A 17718-nucleotide genomic window follows, 5' to 3' on the forward strand; every position below is an offset into this window, starting at 1 on the left:
CTCTCACACCAGAGATCATATCTCTGTTTGGGGACGACCCGGTTCAGGGCCGCGACGGTGGGCTCAGCAGGACGAGGGTGTCGCCCGGTACCGGCGCGGCCGTGCCGGTACCGGTCACCGGCGTGAGCCGGCCGGTCGCGCTCACCACGAACAGCAGCTCGTTCCCGGCCGGGACCTCACCGTCGAAGGGCCGGTTGACCACCCGCGCCCCGGCCTCGTACCTGCGGGTCAGTTCGGGACCGGTGAGCCCGGGACCGAACAACGGCTCACCACCCGTGTACGGGGCCACCACTCCTTGGCTCGCCGACGGCGGCCGCAGCCGGTGGACCGGGCCCTCGAAGGTGTCCCGGAGCGTCATCGACGCGAGTGCGTTGAAGTCGTCCTCACCGGTCAGCAGCAGCACCCCGCTGATCCCCTCAAGCTCCGCCCCGGCGCCGGTGGCGGAGGCGAGCAGTTCACCGGGGGCGAGCTTCAGCCCCGCCTCCTCGATCCGCGCCCGCTCGGGGGCGGCGCCCGCCCACATCAGTACGTCCGGCCCCGCGGAGCGCAGCGCGCACGCCAGGTCGACCGTCCACGGGGCGCCGCCCACCAGCAGCGGCCTGGACCTCGCCGGGCGCAGCACCCGCAGCCTCCGGGCCACCGGGAACGCCGTCAGGCCGTAGAGCGTGACCGTGGCGACGATCACCACGAAGGTGGCCGGGAGGATGCGTTCCGCGCCGCCGACGCCCTTGTCGGCCAGGGTCGCGGAGAACGTGGAGGCGGTGGCCGCCGCGACGATGCCCCGGGGGGCCATCCAGCCGATGAACCACCGCTCCCCGCGCCCCACATCGGTCCCGAGCGTCGCGAGGTGGGCCACCAGGGGTCTGGTCACCAGGACGAGCAGCGCGACCAGCGCCAGCGACGGCAGCACCACGTGCCGCAGCGAGGCGGGCGTGACCGTGGCCGAGATGGAGATGAAGAGCAGACCGATGGTGAGCGAGACCAGGGTGTCGAAGAAGGGCCGCCGCACCGGGATGTCCGGGCCCGGCAGGTTGGCGACGGCCATCCCCATGACGACGGCGGAGATCAGCCCCGTGTCGTCGCGCAGCGCGTCGCACGCCGCCGCCACGCCGATCACCGCGGCGAACTGCACCGACGTACCCAGCTCCTCGCTCAGCCGCACCCGGCTCAGCAGCAGCCACAGCAGACCCGCACCGACCGCACCGCCGGCCACGCCCACCCCCGCGCTGGCCGCGAACTGCCCCAGCTGACGGCCGAACCCGGGCCGGTCGCCCGCGAGCACCCCGTGGAAGACCAGCGCCCCCAGGATCCCGCCGACCGGATCGATCAGGGACCCCTCCCAGATCAGCACCCGTTGCAACCGCTCACTCGGCCTGACGAAGTTGAGCAGCGGCCCGACGACGGTCGGGCCGGAGACGACCAGGATCGACGCGAGCATCACGGACCCGGACATCGACATGTCGAGTACCGGCACGGCGAACAGCGCGGCCGACACCACGGTGAGCACCGTCCCGATCCACAGGAGCCGGACCACGACCCGGCGGTTGTGGCCCTTGAGCCTGCTGACATCCAGCCCGAGCCCGGCGTCGTAGAGGATCACCGCCACGGCCAGCGACACCAGCGGTGAGAAGGCGGTGCCCAGCAGCCGCTCGGGATCGATGTCGTCCGTCAGCGCGCCGGCGGTGAAACCGACCGGCAGCAGGACGAGCAGCGCCGGCACCCGCAGCCGGCCGGCCAGCAGCTGCGAGCCGACCGCCAGCACCACAATCAGTCCCAGGCCGAGGAACACCTGATCGTCCGTCATGACCGCGCCTCCTGCGGTGAGAGCGCCGGGCCGGCGCTTCCGCCCCGTGGATCACCGCGCGCGACCACCCTCCGTGGCGGCGAACGACAGCGGGGGAAGGGCTCGCGCCGTGGCCCGGCCGAGTCCCCCGCTGTCCGCCGGACGGGCTAACGGTGTGCGGGGGCGGGAAGTCGCGGAGTGGTCCGGGGGCTTGAGAGGATCGACGGGTGGAGTCTCCCGAACCCTTCCCCGGATCAGGTACCGAACCGCTGCCCGAAGCCGGAGAGGCGGCGGTCCGCCGCACCGTGCGCTGTCGGCTGTGCGGACGCCCGCTCACCGGCACGGCCTCGCGCCGCACCGGACTCGGCCCCGCCTGCGACGCCAAACTGCACCCGGCGCCGCCGGACATCCGCACCCGCCGGCACGAGGTCGAACAGGACCCGCTGCCCGGCACCTGAGCCCGCGCCGGGCGGGCCCGGCACCCCGGCCGTCAGGAGGGCTGCTCGCCCAGCCGCCGGAACAGCCCCTCCTGCACCACGGACACCAGCAGATTCCCCTCGCGGTCGTAGATCCGGCCGCGCGCCAGACCCCGCCCGCCCGTCGCCACGGGTGACTCCTGGTCGTACAGGAACCACTCGTCGGCCCGGAACGGACGGTGGAACCACATGGCGTGGTCCAGGCTCGCCATATCGAAGCCGCGCGGCCCCCACAGCGGCTCCACCGGGATCCGTACCGCGTCCAGCAGCGTCATGTCGCTCGCGTACGTCAGCGCACAGGTGTGCACGAGCGGGTCGTCGCCGAGCGGCCCGACCGCACGCATCCAGACCGCGCTGCGCGGGTCCGCGTCCGTGATCTCGTCCCGGGTCCAGCGCAGCCGGTCGACGTAGCGGATGTCGAACGGCTGGCGCCGCGCCATCCGCTCCAGGGCCTCGGGAAGCGCGCCGAGGTGATCACGCACCTCCTCCGCGACCGTCGGCAGCTCCTCCGGATCCGGGACCACGCGCGCCGGGGGCAGCTGGTGCGCGATGCCCGCCTCCTCCGGACGGTGGAAGGACGCGGTCAGATCGAAGATGACGCGCCCCTGCTGCACCGCCGTCACCCGGCGGGTGGTGAAGGACCGCCCGTCCCTGACCCGCTCGACCTGGTAGACGATCGGCACCCCCGGACGGCCGGGCCGCAGGAAGTAGGCGTGCAGCGAATGGACCGGCCGGTCCCCGTCGGTGGTGCGGCCGGCCGCCACCAGGGCCTGCCCGGCGACCTGTCCGCCGAAGACCCGCTGGAGGGACTCGTGCGGGCTGCGGCCGCGGAAGATGTTGACCTCGATCCGCTCCAGGTCGAGCAGGTCGACCAGGCGCTCTGCGGGGTTCGTCATGCTGTTCGTCTCCACTCTCGCGACGCCGCCCGCGGTACGGGCGCGCTCACAACTGGCCCACGGAGGTGACCCGGAGCACCGCCCGGCCCTCCTCGTCGGACGCGGCGAGATCGACCTCGGCGCTGATGCCCCAGTCGTGGTCGCCGCTCGGGTCCGCGAACGTCTGCCGGACCCGCCACAGACCGTGCTCGGCGTCCTCGTCGATCTTCAGCAGCTTCGGGCCGCGGGCGTCGGGACCGGTGCCCAGCTCCTCGTGCTCGTCCCAGTACGCGTCCATCGCCTCGCCCCACGCGTCCTCGTCCCAGCCCGCGTCGCCGTCCAGCTCACCGAGATCGCGGACCCGGTCCAGCGCGGCCAGCTCGACCCGGCGGAACATCGCGTTGCGCACCAGCACCCGGAAGGCGCGGGCGTTCGCCGTGACCGGCTTGACCTCGTCGGCCCGCTCCTGCGCCTGCTCGGCCGTCTCCACCTCGGGGTTGGCGAGCTGCTCCCACTCGTCGAGCAGACTGGAGTCCACCTGACGCACCATCTCACCGAGCCAGGCGATCAGGTCCTCCAGGTCCTCGGACTTGAGGTCGTCCGGAATGGTGTGCTCCAGCGCCTTGTACGCGCCCGCGAGATACCGCAGCACGATGCCCTCGGTCCGGGCCAGCTCGTAGTTCGAGGTGAACTCCGTGAACGTCATGGCGCGTTCGTACATGTCACGGACCACCGTCTTGGGCGACACCGGGTGGTCGCCGACCCACGGGTGGCTCTGCCGGTAGACGTCGTACGCGTGCCACAGCAGCTCGCTCAGCGGCTTCGGGTACGTGACGTCCTGGAGGAGCTCCATCCGCTCCTCGTACTCGATGCCATCGGCCTTCATCTGGCCGATCGCCTCGCCGCGCGCCTTGTTCTGCTGGGCGGCGAGGATCTGACGCGGGTCGTCGAGCGTCGACTCGACCACCGAGACCATGTCCAGCGCGTACGAGGGGGAGCCGGCGTCCAGCAGCTCGAACGCGGCGAGCGCGAACGTGGACAGCGGCTGGTTCAGCGCGAAGTTCTGCTGGAGATCGACGGTGAGCCGCACGATGCGGCCCTCCGCGTCCGGGGTGTCGAGCCGCTCCACCACGCCGCCGTCCAGCAGCGAGCGGTAGATGGCGATCGCCTGGCGGATGTGGCGCAGCTGCGCCTTGCGCGGTTCGTGGTTGTCCTCCAGCAGGTGCCGCATCGCCTCGAAGGCGTTGCCGGGACGCGCGATGACGGACAGCAGCATGGTGTGCGTGACCCGGAAACGGGAGGTCAGTGGCTCCGGGTCGGACTGGATCAGCTTGTCGAACGTCGTCTCCGACCAGGCCACGAAGCCCTCGGGGGCCTTCTTGCGGACGACCTTGCGCTTCTTCTTCGGGTCGTCGCCGGCCTTCTTGACCAGCTTCTCGTTCTCGACGACGTGCTCGGGGGCCTGCGCGACGACGAAGCCCGCCGTGTCGAAGCCCGCCCGCCCGGCCCGGCCGGCGATCTGGTGGAACTCACGGGCGCGCAGCGTACGCACCCGGGTGCCGTCGTACTTGGTGAGCGCGGTGAACAGCACGGTGCGGATGGGGACGTTGACGCCGACGCCCAGCGTGTCCGTGCCGCAGATGACCTTGAGCAGACCCGCCTGCGCGAGCTTCTCCACGAGCCGGCGGTACTTCGGCAGCATGCCCGCGTGATGCACCCCGATGCCGTGCCGCACATAACGGGAGAGGTTCTGGCCGAACTTGGTGGTGAAGCGGAAGTTGCCGATGAGATCGGCGATCTTCTCCTTCTCCTCCTTGGTGCACATGTTGATGCTCATCAGCGACTGCGCCCGCTCGACGGCCGACGCCTGGGTGAAGTGCACGATGTAGACCGGAGACTGCCGGGTGTCCAGCAGTTCGGTGATCGTCTCGGTGATCGGCGTCAGCCGGTACTCGTAACTGAGCGGGACCGGACGCGTCGCGGACCGCACCACGGAGGTGGGCCGGCCGGTGCGGCGGGTCAGGTCCTCCTCGAACATCCTGACGTCACCGAGGGTGGCAGACATCAGGACGAACTGGGCCTGCGGCAGCTCCAGGATCGGGATCTGCCAGGCCCAGCCGCGGTCCTGCTCCGCGTAGAAGTGGAACTCGTCCATCACGACCTGGCCGATGTCCGCGTACTTCCCGTCCCGCAGGGCGATGGCGGCCAGCACCTCGGCCGTGCAGCAGATCACCGGGGCGTCGGCGTTGACCGAGGCGTCTCCGGTGAGCATGCCGACGTTCTCGGTACCGAAGAGCTTGCACAGGTCGAAGAACTTCTCCGAGACCAGCGCCTTGATCGGCGCGGTGTAGAAGGTGACCTTGTCCTGTGCCAGGGCCGCGAAGTGCGCTCCGGCCGCGACCAGGCTCTTGCCGGAGCCGGTGGGGGTGGAAAGGATCACGTTGGCCCCGGAGACCACCTCGATCAGCGCCTCCTCCTGAGCCGGATAGAGGGTGATGCCCTGCGTCTCGGTCCATGACGAGAATGCCTCGAAGAGGGCGTCGGGGTCGTCGGTCGGGGGCAGCTGATCGATTAGGGTCACGCCCCCATCTTGCCTGCCTTCCGCCCGGATGAGGGAACCGGACGACGGCACGAAGATCACGGACGATACGCTTCCCCCTCAACTCGACGACAGCGCAACGGCGGTGGTCCGCGCCCGGACAGGGCGACATCCGTTCACGCGTTGTCCATCACTGGTCAATACCTATGGGGGCGGCAACAGACATGATGGGACCGGCACACTCTCTGTCAGGGGCGGCGGCCTGGCTGGGGGTGGGTGCGGCTGCGGCAGCCGCGGGACACACCATGCCGTGGCCCGTTCTGGTCGTCGGCGCGCTGATCACGGCCGGTGCCGCGCTGGCACCGGACCTGGACCACAAGTCCGCGACCATCTCACGCGCCTTCGGGCCGATCTCCCGGGGCCTCTGCGAGATCGTCGACACGCTGTCGCACGCCGTCTACAAGGCGACGAAGTTGCGGGGCGACTCGAACCGCAACGGCGGCCACCGGACCCTCACCCACACCTGGCTGTGGGCGGTCCTGATAGGTGCCGGCGCCTCCGCCGCCGCCATCACCGGCGGCCGCTGGGCGGTGCTGGCGATCCTCTTCGTCCACCTGGTGCTCGCCGTCGAAGGCCTGCTGTGGCGGGCCGCCCGGGTGTCCAGCGACGTCCTGGTGTGGCTGCTGGGGGCCACCAGCGCGTGGATTCTCGCCGGCGTCCTGGACAAGCCGGGCAACGGTTCGGACTGGCTCTTCAACGCCCCCGGCCAGGAGTACCTCTGGCTCGGGCTGCCGATCGTGCTGGGCGCTCTCGTCCACGACATCGGGGACGCGCTGACCGTCTCCGGCTGCCCGATCCTCTGGCCGATCCCGGTGGGCCGCAAGCGCTGGTACCCGATCGGCCCGCCGAAGGCCATGCGGTTCCGGGCCGGCAGCTGGGTGGAACTGAAGGTGCTGATGCCGGTGTTCATGGTGCTCGGGGGAGTGGGCGCCGCGGCCGCGATGAACGTCATCTGAGGCCTGGGGCGTGTTTCGGCAGGCGGGACTTTCAACATGTCCTAGCCCGGTGCGGGATGCACCAGGCGGCCGTGGGAGATCAGTGAGGCGGCCTGCTTGAGGCGGCGGACCCGGATGCTGACCCCGTAGGCGTCGATGCCCGGTACCGCGGCGAGGCGGGTGGTCAGATAGCGGTAGAAGTCCTGGGAGTCCCGGCAGGTGACGATGGCCATCACGTTGTGGTCGCCGCTGGTGGCACCGGCGAAGGCGACCTCCTCGTGCCCGGCGAGCTCGTGCCCGGTGCGTTCCAGGTGGGATGGGGCGACGCGCAGCCACAGAGTCGCGTTGAGGTGATAGCCGAGGCGCTCGGGCAGCAGATCGATGTCGTACGACAGCGCGCCGGACGACTCCAGGGACTCCAGGCGACGCGCGACGCGGCCCTTGGACCAGCCGGTGACCTCGGCGAGCCGCGTGTGCGAGGTACGGCCGTCCTCCGCGAGAGCGGCGAGCAGCGGGGCGTCCTCGGCATCCGGGGGGAGGGGAGGGCCGGCCGGAGCGGGGGACGGGCCGCCGGTCAGCCGCTCCTCCTGCTCGGGCGTGAGATGGCCGCCGTAGCCGGTCCATCCGGGCGTGCCGGGGGGCTCGAAGGGGTGGATGAGCAGATCGATGCTCACGTCGAGCACGGCGGCTGACCTGGGCAGCTGCTGGAGCAGCATGTCCTCGCGCCGGGCGTCCAGCGGTGAGCGGATGACGCAGATGATCTCCGAACCACCCGAGGCGATGCTCGCGTAGGCGATGTCGGGACGCCGGGTGAGGGCGTCGGCCAGCGGACCGACCCGGTCCGGGCGGCAGCGGATGCGCGCGACCCACTGCGCCTCCCCGTACACGGCGGGGTCGACCAGGCCCACCACCCGCAGCACCCCGCTACGGCGCAGGGCGTGGTAACGGCGGGCCGCGGTCTGCTCCGACACTCCGTTCACCTCACCGATGAGCCGGAACGGCGCCCTCGGCGCGCACTGGAGCGTACGGAGGATCTGCGTGTCCACTGCGTCTATCACGGTGGAAGTGTGCCACGCGTCGCCGAGCCCATGGAGGTTTCGGTTCGATCAGGGCAGCCGCTTCGTTGATTCCGGCCGGTGTCACCGATGCTGGCGACCGGGGCGGACGAGCCCCGCTGAACATCAACCGCGGCGCCGAGCGCCGCCAAGGAGCACATCCGTGAACGTCACACCCTCGGCGAGCGGGCCGGCCGACCGGCGGGCGGCCACGCTCGCCATGGCCTGCCTGGGCGTATTCGTCGCCTACTTGCCGGTGACCACCGTCTCCGTGAGCCTGCCCGCCATCCAGGCGGCACTCGGCGCCTCGACGGCGCAGCTCGCGTGGGTCCAGGACGCGTTCGTCCTGCCCATGGCCGCGTTCATCCTGACCGCCGGAGTGTTCGGAGAGGTCCACGGGCGCAAGAAGGTGTTCCAGGCGGGGCTTGCGTCCTCCGCCGTCGGTGCCGCCGTCGCCCTGACCGCCCCGTCGATCGAGCTGCTGTGGATCGGCCAGGCACTCGCCGGACTCGGTGCGGCCGCGCTGCTGCCCACCACGCTGGCCCTGATCAGCCACGCGGTGCCCGACCACCGGGAGCGCGGCAAGTTCATCGGTCTCTGGGCCACCTCGCTCCTGCTGGCGCTGGCCGTCGGACCGCTGATCGCCGGGGTCGTCCTGGAACACGCCTCCTGGCGCTGGATCTACCTCCTGGTCATCCCCGTCTCGCTCCTCGCGATGGCGGTCGCCGCGCGGCTGCTGACCGACTCGCGCGCCCCGCACGGGCGGCGGCTGGACTGGCCGGGCCAGATCACCGCCGCGTCCGCGATCACCGCGCTGGTGTACGGCGTGATCGAGGGCGGCGCCGGATCGTTCACCGACACCCGGGTCCTGGTGGCCCTGCTCGTCGCGGTGGCCGCCGCCGTCGCCTTCGTCCTGGCCGAGCGGCGCAGCGACAGCCCGATGCTGGACCTGGCGCTGTTCCGCAGCGCCGCGTTCACCGCGACCACCCTCGTCGCGATGATCACCTTCCTGGCGCTGATCGGCTTCTTCTTCCTCCTGAGCCTCTACTTCGGCCTGGTGCAGCAGCTCGACACCCTCCAGGCGGGCTGGCGGCTCCTCATGGTCACCGGCGCCGCCATCGTCGCCGGCGCCCCCGTCGGCCGGCTGATGCACCGGGTGCCCGCCCGCGTCCTGATCACCGCCGGACTGCTCGTCGTCACCGGCTCACTGCTCTCGCTGACCACCGTCGACGCGGACACCTCGTTCGCCTCCATCGCCTGGCGGCTGGCGCTGCTCGGCCTGGGCATGGGCGGCGTCCTGACGCCCATGACCGCCACCGCCGTCGCCTCCGTGCCCGTCCACCTGGCAGGCATGGCCGCAGCCGGCAACAACGCCTTCCGGCAGGTCGGAGGGGCACTCGGCCCGGCTGTCCTGGGCGCCCTCCTCACCGCCCGCGCCCTCGACACCTTCCCCGCACACCTCGCGGACGCCGGGGTCACCGGAGCCGTCGGGCAGGGCATCACGGAGACCGCCCGCTCGGGCGGACTCGGCGCGGTCGCCGGAATGCACCTGGGCGCCGCCACAGGCCCGGCCATGAGCGCCGTGGGCGACGCCTTCCTCGACGGCCTCCGCCTCTGCCTGATCGTCGCCGCCTCCCTCACCCTGCTCGCCGCCCTGGTCTCCGCGGTACTCCTGCGCCGACCGCGCGGGGCCTCCACCGTCGCGGCCTCCTCCAGCGGCGCGCCCGCCGCCGAGCGGGCCCAGGTGGGCTGACGGACCGGCGCCCGCGACTGGCACACCACCGGGGGCTCCCAGCGGTGTGTCAGTCGTTACCGGCACACTTGGGGGCAGGGGAGAACCGCACGAACGAGGAGCACGATGGATTCCCTCTCCATGGCCACCGCCCCTGCCGTCGCCCCGCTGCTCGACGACTTCTCCCTGGAGATGACCGGCAAGGACGTCCCCGGGCTCGAAGCGGCCCGCGACCTCATCCCGGCCGGCACCCGGATCAACATCACCTTCCTCGGCACGGAGGACCTGGACACCCGGCTGGCCGCGGCCCGTACCGTCCGGCGGCTCGGCTGCACCCCGGTTCCCCACATATCGGCCCGCCGACTGCGCTCCCGGCCGGAACTGGAGGAGCTCCTCGCCGCCCTCCGCTCCGACGGCACGGGGGACAACGTCCTGGTCATCGGCGGCGACCCGGCCGAACCCCACGGCCCCTACGACGACTCCCTCGCGCTCATCAGGTCCGGGCTGCTCCGGTCCTACGGCGTACGGCACGTCGGCATCGGCGGATACCCGGAGGGGCACCCGGCCATCGCGGGCCCGGCGCTCTGGTCCGCGATCGAGGACAAGACCACCGCCCTCGCCGGTCAGGGCCTCTCCGGTGATGTCATCACCCAGTTCGGCTTCGACGCGGACCCGGTCCTCGCCTGGGTCGAGGCGGTACGGAAACGGGGCATCGACGCACCGGTGCGTGGCGGGGTACCGGGTCCCGCCGGAATCAAGCGGCTGATGACGTACGCCACGCGCTTCGGCGTCGGCACGAGCACGTCCATCGCGAAGAAGTACGGATTCTCGCTCACCAACCTGATGGGCACGGCCGGCCCCGACCGCTTCATCCGTGCCCTGGCCGAGGGGTACGACGTCCGCCGCCACGGCATTCTCAAGCTGCACTTCTACACCTTCGGGGGGATCGGGGCCACGACACGGTGGGTCACCGAATTCCGGGCCGGCGGAGGCGGCTGACCGCCGCCCGTTCAGGACGAGGGCGGCCGCCCGCCGTGCCACGAGCGCCAGAGCGCGGCGTACGCGCCGCCGGCCGCGACGAGATCGTCGTGGGTGCCGAGCTCGGTGATCAGGCCGTCCTCCATCACGGCCACCCGGTCGGCATCGTGGGCCGACTGCAGCCGGTGCGCGATGGCCACGACCGTCCGGCCTTCCAGTACGGCGGCCAGCGCGCGCTCCGTGTGCCGGGCCGTCCTCGGATCCAGCAGTGCGGTGGCCTCGTCGAGGATCAGCGTGTGCGGGTCGGCCAGTACCACCCGCGCCAGGGCGAGCTGCTGCGCCCTGGCGCCGTCCGGCCGGTGTCCGCCGTGGCCCAGATCGGTGTCCAGGCCGTCCGGCAGCTCCTCTGCCCACTCGGCGCCGACGGCGGCGAGCGCCGCGCGCAGTTCGGCGTCGGTGGCGTCGGCCGAGGCGATCCGCAGGTTCTCCCGGACCGTGCCCAGGAACACGTGGTGCTCCTGGGTGACCAGGACGACGTGCCGGCGCAGCCGGTCGGGGTCCAGACCGGCCACCGGGACCCGGCCCACCGTCACCGAGCCGGTGTGCGGTGCGTCCATGCCGGCCAGGAGCCTGCCCAGGGTGGTCTTTCCCGCGCCGGAGGGGCCGACGATCACCAGCCGCTCCCCGGCCCTGACCGTCAGGTCGACCCCGTGCAGGACGTCGCCCCCTTCGTCGTAGGCGTAGCGCGCCCCGGCCACCTCGATCACGTCATGGACCGGTGCGGCAGAGGCAGCCGGTGCGGGCGGGACGGCCGACAGGGACTGCGCCGCCGTGCCGATCCCCTCCACCCGCGCGAACGAGGCGCCACTGCTCTGGAGCTGCTCCATCTGCTGGAGGATGACGTCCAGGGGCTGGGACAACTGGCGCAGGTACAGCGCGGAGGCGACGACCGCGCCGAGGCTCATCGCCCCGTGGTCGTGCAGTACGCCGCCGATCAGCAGGACACCGGCCACCGGGATGACGTAGGAGATGTCCACGGCCGGGAAGAGCACGCTGCGCAGGAACAGCGTCCGGGTCCGGGTGCGCCGGCACTTCTCGGTACTCTCCCGGCACGCCGCGATACGGCGCCGCTGAAGCCCCAGGGCCTCGACGGTGCGAGCCCCCGCGGCGGTGGCGGCGAGCTGCTCCGCGAGCTCCGAGTTCGCGGCTCCCTCCGCCAGGTACGCGGTGAGTGCCCGGCGCAGGTACCAGCGCGCGGCGAACCAGATGCCGAGCAGGCCCAGCACCCCGCAGGCGCCCAGCAGCGGGTCGAGAACGAAGACCGCACCGAGGACGAACAGCGCCTGGACCCCCGCGACGAGGACCTCAGGACCGGAGTTCCGGAGGGTGGCGCCGACCGCGGCGACATCGGTGGTGCCACGGGTCATCAGGTCTCCGGTGCCGGCCCGCTCGACGGCCGTGGCGGGCAGCGCGAGCGCCCGCTCGGCGAACTGCTCCCGGATACGGGCGAGGGTCCGTTCACCGAATCGGTGCGCGATGAGACCGGCGTAGCGGACCAGCAGCAGCTGCGCCACGGCGAAGACCAGGATGGTGAGCGCGAGGCGGTCCACCTCCGCCACCCCGCCGCCCGCCCGGACCTCGTCGATGATGCGCCCGAGCAGCCACGGGCCGACGAGCCCGGCAGCCGCGGCAAGGGCGTTGAGCGCGGTCATGGCGGCGAAGGCGCGGCCGTCCAGCCGGATCAGCCGGAGCGCGGCCCGGCGGACCAGGCGCGGTCCGGCGACGGGCAGGGTCCGGTCCGCCGCCCCCGGGCCCGCGGTCATCGCACGGCCTCGCGGGACGCCGGGACGGAATCCCCGGCCGCGCCGCCAGGGGCGTCGTCGTCCGCGCCGCGGGACACCAGCCCGCGGTATCCGGTTTGCCCGTCCAGGAGTTCGCGATGGCTGCCGACGGCGGCGACGGAGCCATCGACCAGGTAGTACACGGTGTCCGCCCGGTCCAGCAGGAGCGGTGACGTGCTGGTGACGACCGTGGTGCGGCCGGACCGCGCGGTGTGCAGCCGCTCCGCGACGGCCGCTTCGGTGTGTGCGTCGACCGCAGAGGTGGGCTCGACCGCCAGGAGCACCTCGGGATCGGCCAGCAGCGCTCGGGCCAGCCGGACGCGCTGGCGCTGGCCTCCGGAGAGGTTGCGGCCCTGTGCGTCGACCGGCGATTCGAGCCCGTCCGGCAGTCCGCGCACGATGTCCTGCGCCATGGCCGCGCGGACGCACCGGCCGATGGCCTCCTCGTCCCGCTCCAGCGCGCCGGAAATCACCTCGCGCAGCGGTCCGGCGAACAGATCGGCCTCGTTGTCCGCGACAAGGATCCGGCGGCGGACCCTTGTCAGATCGATCTCGTCCAGGCGTATCCCGCCCCAGGTCGCGGCCGACTCCGCGAACCGGCCGAGCCGGTCGACCACCGCCGCCGAGTCCGAAGGGCGGGCGCTGACCAGCGCGGTCAGCCCGCCCGGCGCCACCTCGACGCCGGATTCCGGATCACGCAGCGCGGACGGCCCGGAGGGCCCGTCCGAAGTGGCCTCCCCGCCCCCGGAAGCGGGCTCCAGAGCCAGGAACCGGATGACCCTGCGGGCGGCGACCAGCCCCCGGCTGAGGGAGTAGCCGCCCTCGATGAAGAACGAGACGGGCACCACCAGCACCGCCGTGTACCCGTACACCGCGACCAGCTCGCCCACGGTGAGGGACCCCTGAGCGGCCATCCGGGCCGCCAGCCAGGTCACGACGGAGAGGAACAGGGTGGGCAGCCCGACACCGAGGGCCTGGATCCAGCTGGTCACCGTACCGACCCGGTACCCCTCCGCCGTCAACTCCCGCGAACCCCGCCGGTAGCGCTCGCCGTACACCTCCTTGCCGCCGATGCCGTTGAGGACGCGCAGGCCCCCGACGATGTCCTCGAAACGGGCGGCGAGAGTGCCCTCCTGCTCTCGGTACGCCGCCTCGACGCCTTGCAGACGCCACAGCAGCGGCCCGGCCAGCACCGCGAGCAGCGGCACACCGAGCAGCACCACCACCGCGAGCAGCGGAGAGACGGTCAGCAGGAGTACGGCCACGACGACATAGGCCAGGACCGCGCCGACCCCGGGGCCGGTGATGGTCAGCGTTCCGGCCATCACGGCGACATCGCGGAAACCGATCGTGACGACCTCCCCGCCCGTGACCCGGCGCGGCAGCTCCGCACCGAGTACGGTCGCCTGCCTGACCACGACCGCCACGGACCGGAACGCGGCGTCCATGCGCACCCTGGTCATCGTGCGGTGGCGCATGATCGCCAGCCACGCGTTGAGCACCCCCACCCCCAGCAACGCCGCGACCCAGCCCGCCAGAGCTGGCCAACGCCCCGGTTCGAGTCCGTCGTCGATGGCGCGCGACAGCAGGTACGGCGGCAGCGTCAGACAGACCATCCAGGCACTGCCGAGCAGCGCACCGGCCGCGATCCGGAGGCGCTGGCTGGTGACCAGCCACCACAAGTAGCGCAGGGCGCTGCGACAGTCAGGGGTCCCCGGATCCGCATAGGAATCTGCCATGTACCGACATTAACGATCCCCGGAAGACCGGTGGATCCCGGGGACCTCCCGGCTCAGCCGTGCCAGGACCGCCACAGCGCCGCGTAGGCGCCGTCCGCCGCCACCAGTTCGTCATGGCTGCCCAGCTCGCTGATCCGGCCCTCCTCGACGACCGCGATCACATCCGCGTCGTGCGCCGTGTGCAGCCGGTGCGCGATGGCCACGACCGTACGGCCGTCCAGCACCCGGGCCAGCGAGCGCTCCAGATGACGGGCCGCGCGCGGATCCAGCAGGGACGTCGCCTCGTCCAGCACCAGCGTGTGCGGATCGGCCAGCACCAGCCGGGCCAGCGCGATCTGCTGCGCCTGCGCGGGCGTGAGCACCAGACCGCCGGAGCCGACCTCGCGGTCAAGACCCTCGTCCAGTGCCCTGGCCCAGCCGTCCGCGTCCACCGCGGCCAGCGACGCCCACAGCTCCGCGTCCTGCGCCCCGGCACGGGCCAGCAACAGGTTGTCCCGCAGCGTCCCCACGAACACATGGTGCTCCTGGTTCACCAGCGCGACATGCGTACGCACGTGCTCCGCGGTCATCCGCGACAATTCCGCACCGCCCAGCGAGACCTCACCCGTGCGCGGCGCGTAGATTCCGGCCAGCAGCCGCCCCAGTGTCGACTTGCCCGCACCGGACGGGCCGACGAGCGCCAGCCGGGTGCCCGGAGCGACGTCCAGCGACACCTTGTGCAGGACGTCGAGCCCGGCCCGGTAGCCGAAGCGCACCTCGTCGGCCCGCACGTCCCGGCCGTCCGGGGCCACCGACGCGTCCCCCGCGTCCGGCTCGATCTCGCGGACCCCCACCAGGCGCGCCAGCGACACCTGGGCGACCTGCAACTCGTCGTACCAGCGCAGGATCAGACCGATCGGGTCGACCATCATCTGGGCGAGCAGGGCACCCGTCGTCAGCTGCCCCACCGTGAGCCAGCCCTCGATCACGAACCAGCCCCCGAGCATCAGCACCGTGCCCAGGATCGTCACGTACGTGGCGTTGATGACAGGAAAGAGCACCGACCGCAGGAACAGCGTGTACCGCTCCCACGCGGTCCACTCCTTGACCCGCTGGTCCGACAGCGTGACCCGGCGCGCACCCAGCCGGTGCGCCTCCACGGTCCGCCCGGCGTCCACCGTCTCCGCGAGCATGGCCGCGACCGCCGCGTATCCGGCGGCCTCCGAGCGGTACGCGGACGGCGCCCGGCGGAAGTACCAGCGGCAGCCGATGATCAGCACCGGCAGCGCGATGAGCACCGAGAGCGCCAGCGGGGGAGCGGTGACCGCGAGCGCGGCGAGCAGCAGGCCCGCCCACACCACACCGATGGCCAGCTGCGGCACCGCCTCGCGCATGGCGTTGGCGAGCCGGTCGATGTCCGTGGTGATCCGGGAGAGCAGATCACCCGTCCCGGCCCGCTCCAGCACGCCCGGCGGCAGCCGGACGGAGCGCACGAGGAAGTCCTCGCGCAGATCGGCCAGCATCTCCTCACCGAGCATCGCGCTGCGCAGCCGCATCATCCGGGTGACCACGGTCTGGATGACCAGCGCGACGGCGAACACCGCGGCGGTGCGCTCCAGATGGAGCTCGTCGGCCCCGTCGGACAGGTCCTCGACGAGCCCGCCCAGCAGGTAGGGCCCGGCGATCGAGGCGACCACCGCGATCGTGTTGAGCAGGGTGACTACGATGAACGGCCGCCGGTGGCGCCGCATCAGCTCCCCGACGTAACTCCGTACGGTCGCGGGGGTGCCGACCGGCAGGGTGGTGGCCGACTCGGGCGCGGCCGGGTCGTAGGCCGGTGGTGCGAGGCCGGTCATGCCCTCTCCTCGATTTCCTCGTGGGTGTCGATCGCGTGGACCTCTTCGTCCCCGCCCGGCCGGGCGGGGATCTCGTCGTCGGTCTCGCGGGTGACGACGGCCCGGTACCGAGGTTCGCCGAGCAGCAGTTCACGGTGGGTGCCGACGGCCACCACCGTGCCCCGGTGCACCAGCGCCACCCGGTCCGCCAGGTCGAGCAGCAGCGGCGAGGAGGCGAAGGCCACCGTCGTACGGTCCTTGCGCAGCGCCTTGATGCCCGCGGCGACCCGCGCCTCCGTGTGCGAGTCGACCGCTGAGGTCGGCTCGTCGAGCACCAGCGCCTCCGGGTCGGTCACCAGCGAACGTGCCAGGGCGAGCCGTTGGCGCTGGCCGCCGGAGAGCGACCGGCCGCGTTCGGTGATCCGGGTGTTCATCGGATCGCCGTCGGAGTCGGCGGACGCGTGCGCCAGGGCGCTCAGCACGTCCTCGCACTGGGCGGCCGACAGCGCCTCATCGGCGCTCACCCGGCCGGACGACGGCACGTCCAGCAGTTCGCGCAGGGTGCCGGAGAGCAGCACCGGGTCCTTGTCCTGGACGAGGACGGCGGTCCGGGCCGCGTCCAGTTCCAGTTCGTCCAGGGGGACTCCGCCGAGCAGCACGGACGGCACTCCGTGGTCCGCCGTCCCGCCCTCGACGGCACCGTCCTTCGCCACCTCCGGCTGGGCGTGGCCGCCGAGCCGGTCCGCGAGCCGCCCGGCCTCGTCCGGGTCGCCGCAGACCACCGCGGTGAACAGGCCCTCGGGCGCCATCAGTCCGGTGACCGGGTCGTACAGGTCCCCGGCCGGTGCGGTGTCGAGCGTCGAGGGACGGGCGACCCGGCTCAGCGACAGCACCCGGACCGCGCGCTGCGCGGACGGCCGCGAGAAGGAGTACGCCATGGCGATCTCCTCGAAGTGGCGCAGCGGGAACAGCAGCAGCGTCGCCGCGCTGTACACGGTCACCAGCTGACCGACGTCGATCTTCCCGTCCCGGGCCAGGGCGGCACCGTACGTCACCAGCGCGATCAGCAGAACGCCCGGCAACAGCACCTGGATCGCGGAGATCAGCGACCACATCCGCGCACTGCGGACGGCGGCCTTGCGTACCTCCTGCGAGGCCTGCCGGTAGCGGCCGAGGAACAGCTCCTCGCCGCCGATCCCGCGCAGCACCCGCAGCCCGGCCACGGTGTCGGAGGCCAGTTCGGTGGCCTTTCCGGCCTTCTCGCGCTGGAAGTCGGCGCGGCGGGTGGCGCGGGGGAGGAGCGGCAGCACGCCCAGTGCGAGCACCGGCAAGGCCAGCGCCACGAGCACGCCCAGCGAAGGCAGATACAGCACGAGGCCGACGCAGATGATGACCAGGGCGGCAGCGGCTGCCACGAACCGGGAGAGCGCCTCGACGAACCAGCCGATCTTCTCCACATCACCTGTCGACACCGCTACGACCTCGCCCGCGGCGACCCGGCGGGTCAGCGCGGAGCCGAGCTCCGCGGTCTTGCGGGCCAGCAGTTGCTGGATCCGGGCGGCCGCGGTGATCCAGTTGGTGACAGCGGTCCGGTGCAGCATGGTGTCGCCCACCGCGATCAGCGCGCCGAGCACCGCGATCAGCCCGCCGGCCAGTGCGAGCCGCCCGCCGGACCGGTCGACGACCGCCTGCACGGCGAACCCGACGCCGAGCGGCAGCCCGGCGAGGGCGCACTGGTGGAGCAGGCCCCAGGACATGGCCTTGAGCTGTCCGCGGATCTGGTTGCGGCCGAGCCAGATCAGAAAGCGAGGACCCGACCGGACATCGGGATCGCCGGGATCCGGGTACGGAAGATCGCGAATTTGCATGACGTCCCAAAGATCGGAAGGAG

Annotated in this window: 12 protein-coding genes; 4 read left to right on the forward strand and 8 right to left on the reverse strand. The window is 72.2% G+C overall.

Translation table 11 applies throughout. The features are described 5' to 3' along the window. Window positions 1-43 precede the first annotated feature (43 nt). The gene (locus ACZ601_RS16530) at window positions 44-1804 is read right to left on the reverse strand and encodes a cation:proton antiporter (protein WP_469538158.1); all 1761 of its coding nucleotides are present in this window, start codon (window positions 1802-1804) and stop codon (window positions 44-46) included. Between the two features lie 206 nt (window positions 1805-2010). Between ACZ601_RS16530 and ACZ601_RS16535 the strand changes: the two genes are divergently transcribed. Then, a complete protein-coding gene (locus ACZ601_RS16535) occupies window positions 2011-2241 on the forward strand; it encodes a DUF6011 domain-containing protein (protein ID WP_469538161.1) in 231 nt (76 codons plus the stop codon). Window positions 2242-2273: 32 nt separating this feature from the next. Here ACZ601_RS16535 and ACZ601_RS16540 read toward each other — a convergent pair whose 3' ends face one another. Beyond that, window positions 2274-3155 carry an acyl-CoA thioesterase gene (locus ACZ601_RS16540; protein WP_469538164.1) on the reverse strand — a complete coding sequence of 294 codons (882 nt, stop codon included), beginning with the start codon at window positions 3153-3155 and terminating at the stop codon, window positions 2274-2276. 46 nt (window positions 3156-3201) lie between these two features. Continuing rightward, window positions 3202-5715: a DEAD/DEAH box helicase gene (locus ACZ601_RS16545; RefSeq protein WP_469538167.1), complete on the reverse strand. Its 2514-nt coding sequence runs from the start codon at window positions 5713-5715 to the stop codon at window positions 3202-3204. A gap of 182 nt (window positions 5716-5897) precedes the next feature. Between ACZ601_RS16545 and ACZ601_RS16550 the strand changes: the two genes are divergently transcribed. Then, window positions 5898-6689 carry a metal-dependent hydrolase gene (locus ACZ601_RS16550; RefSeq protein ID WP_440579331.1) on the forward strand — a complete coding sequence of 264 codons (792 nt, stop codon included), beginning with the start codon at window positions 5898-5900 and terminating at the stop codon, window positions 6687-6689. A gap of 41 nt (window positions 6690-6730) precedes the next feature. Here ACZ601_RS16550 and ACZ601_RS16555 read toward each other — a convergent pair whose 3' ends face one another. Continuing rightward, complete coding sequence (locus tag ACZ601_RS16555; RefSeq protein WP_469538170.1) at window positions 6731-7726, reverse strand: Lrp/AsnC family transcriptional regulator; 996 nt, start codon at window positions 7724-7726, stop codon at window positions 6731-6733. 160 nt (window positions 7727-7886) lie between these two features. On the opposite strand from ACZ601_RS16555, the gene ACZ601_RS16560 reads away from it, so the two are divergent. Both ACZ601_RS16560 and ACZ601_RS16565 read left to right on the forward strand, forming a co-directional pair. After that, on the forward strand, window positions 7887-9476 hold the full coding sequence (locus tag ACZ601_RS16560; protein WP_469538172.1) for a DHA2 family efflux MFS transporter permease subunit: 1590 nt from the start codon (window positions 7887-7889) through the stop codon (window positions 9474-9476). A 105-nt stretch (window positions 9477-9581) separates the two neighbouring features. Beyond that, a complete protein-coding gene (locus tag ACZ601_RS16565; RefSeq protein ID WP_469538179.1) occupies window positions 9582-10454 on the forward strand; it encodes a methylenetetrahydrofolate reductase in 873 nt (290 codons plus the stop codon). An 11-nt stretch (window positions 10455-10465) separates the two neighbouring features. On the opposite strand, the gene ACZ601_RS16570 is transcribed toward ACZ601_RS16565, so the two are convergent. The 4 genes from ACZ601_RS16570 to ACZ601_RS16585 are packed head-to-tail and all read right to left on the reverse strand — an operon-like array spanning window position 10466 to window position 17695. After that, window positions 10466-12256 carry an ABC transporter ATP-binding protein gene (locus ACZ601_RS16570; RefSeq protein WP_469538182.1) on the reverse strand — a complete coding sequence of 597 codons (1791 nt, stop codon included), beginning with the start codon at window positions 12254-12256 and terminating at the stop codon, window positions 10466-10468. Then, window positions 12253-14013, reverse strand: coding sequence for an ABC transporter transmembrane domain-containing protein (locus ACZ601_RS16575; RefSeq protein WP_469538185.1), 1761 nt, complete (start codon window positions 14011-14013; stop codon window positions 12253-12255). The genes ACZ601_RS16570 and ACZ601_RS16575 overlap by 4 nt, the downstream gene beginning before the upstream one ends. 53 nt (window positions 14014-14066) lie before the next feature. After that, window positions 14067-15848: an ABC transporter ATP-binding protein gene (locus tag ACZ601_RS16580; protein ID WP_469538187.1), complete on the reverse strand. Its 1782-nt coding sequence runs from the start codon at window positions 15846-15848 to the stop codon at window positions 14067-14069. Further along, window positions 15845-17695: an ABC transporter transmembrane domain-containing protein gene (locus ACZ601_RS16585; RefSeq protein WP_469538190.1), complete on the reverse strand. Its 1851-nt coding sequence runs from the start codon at window positions 17693-17695 to the stop codon at window positions 15845-15847. Before ACZ601_RS16585 ends, ACZ601_RS16580 begins: the two co-directional genes overlap by 4 nt. Window positions 17696-17718: the final 23 nt, after the last annotated feature.

Source organism: Streptomyces sp. NPDC104307, from assembly GCF_055584045.1.